The 1,194-nt window shown below is 59.0% G+C and carries 2 protein-coding genes; both read left to right on the forward strand.

Annotated features, from left to right (window positions below; translation table 11 throughout):
- Window positions 1-668: type II secretion system F family protein (locus ACZ4Z4_RS38280; protein WP_468338523.1), on the forward strand; the 668-nt coding region annotated here is incomplete at its 5' end.
- Between the two features lie 32 nt (window positions 669-700).
- Window positions 701-1,194 (forward strand): type 4 pilus major pilin (locus ACZ4Z4_RS38285; protein ID WP_468338526.1); only part of this gene is annotated, 494 nt, incomplete at its 3' end.

Genomic DNA, 1,194 nt, shown 5'->3' on the forward strand with positions numbered 1-1,194 from the left:
TGGTCTGCGTGATGCTGGTGATGGTGTCCACCAAGTTGGTTCCCAAATTGGCCAGGACCTCTAATCCAGAGACCTGGTCCGGCGCCGCGGCCTTCCTCTACGAGATGTCCCAATACGTCGTCCATTACGGGGCGATCACCCTGGCCGGCATTCTGATCTTCCTGTTCCTGGTCTTCGCCTCGCTTCCATATCTGCGAGGTGGACTGCGCGTCCACCTCGACAAGCTTCCGCCTTGGTCGGTGTATCGAATGCTCCACGGCTCGACGTTCCTCCTCAACGTCGGCGTGATGATCCAAGCAAACGTTTCCCTGCAGGACTCCCTCCGGATGATGGCCGCGGAAGCGAGCCCGTGGTTGCGCGAACGCCTTAATGCCGCCTTCTACGGTCTGGGTATCGGGGGGAACCTGGGGGTCGCGTTGAGCAAGGCCGGATACGACTTCCCAGATAAGAAGGCAGTCCAGTTCCTCATGATCCTGTCGGGCAAGGATGGTTTCGAAGATGCGTTGAGCAACTTCGGTGATCGATGGCTGAAGAAGAGCATCAAGCAGATCCAGTCGGCCGCAAAAATGGCAATCGCCGGCGGGATCATCACGGTCGGTGTGATTCTGATGACGGTTATTTCGGGGGTGTCGGGCATCCAGGACGCAATTCAGGCGGTAGCGAAGTGAACAACAGCAAAATCCCAACCACAGAGGTAGCTATGGAAAAAGCAGCAGAAGTAAAGCCAGTTCAGCCTGGCATCAATCGCAAGGCCCATGCGAAGAAGCAGGCGGGTTTCGGGGCTATCGAGATGATCGTGGTGCTCATCATCGTGATCGGCCTGCTGGCCCTGGCGGCGAGTCGCTGGGACACCCTGTTCGGTAGCAACGAGGCCGCCGAAGAGATCTCCAACGTCAACATGCTCATGGCTGGCACCAAGAACCTGAAAACCTCTTCCGGCTACGGCGCTTCCGGTACGAACCTGGTGCCGGCGCTGATCAAGGCCGGTGCTGTGCCGAAGAACATGACCGTTACCTCCGGCGCGCTTTACAACACCTGGGGTGGTGCTGTGACCGTGGTATCCACCGGTACCGGTTTCACGGTCGCGTCTGCCGCTGTTCCCGAAGGCGTTTGCCTGACCTTGGCCACCAAGCTGGCCCGGGGTGGGGTGTACTCCACCAGGATCAACTCCGGTACCGCGATCATTGGTGAGGT

It is taken from the genome of Streptomyces sp. NPDC030245, assembly GCF_055572995.1.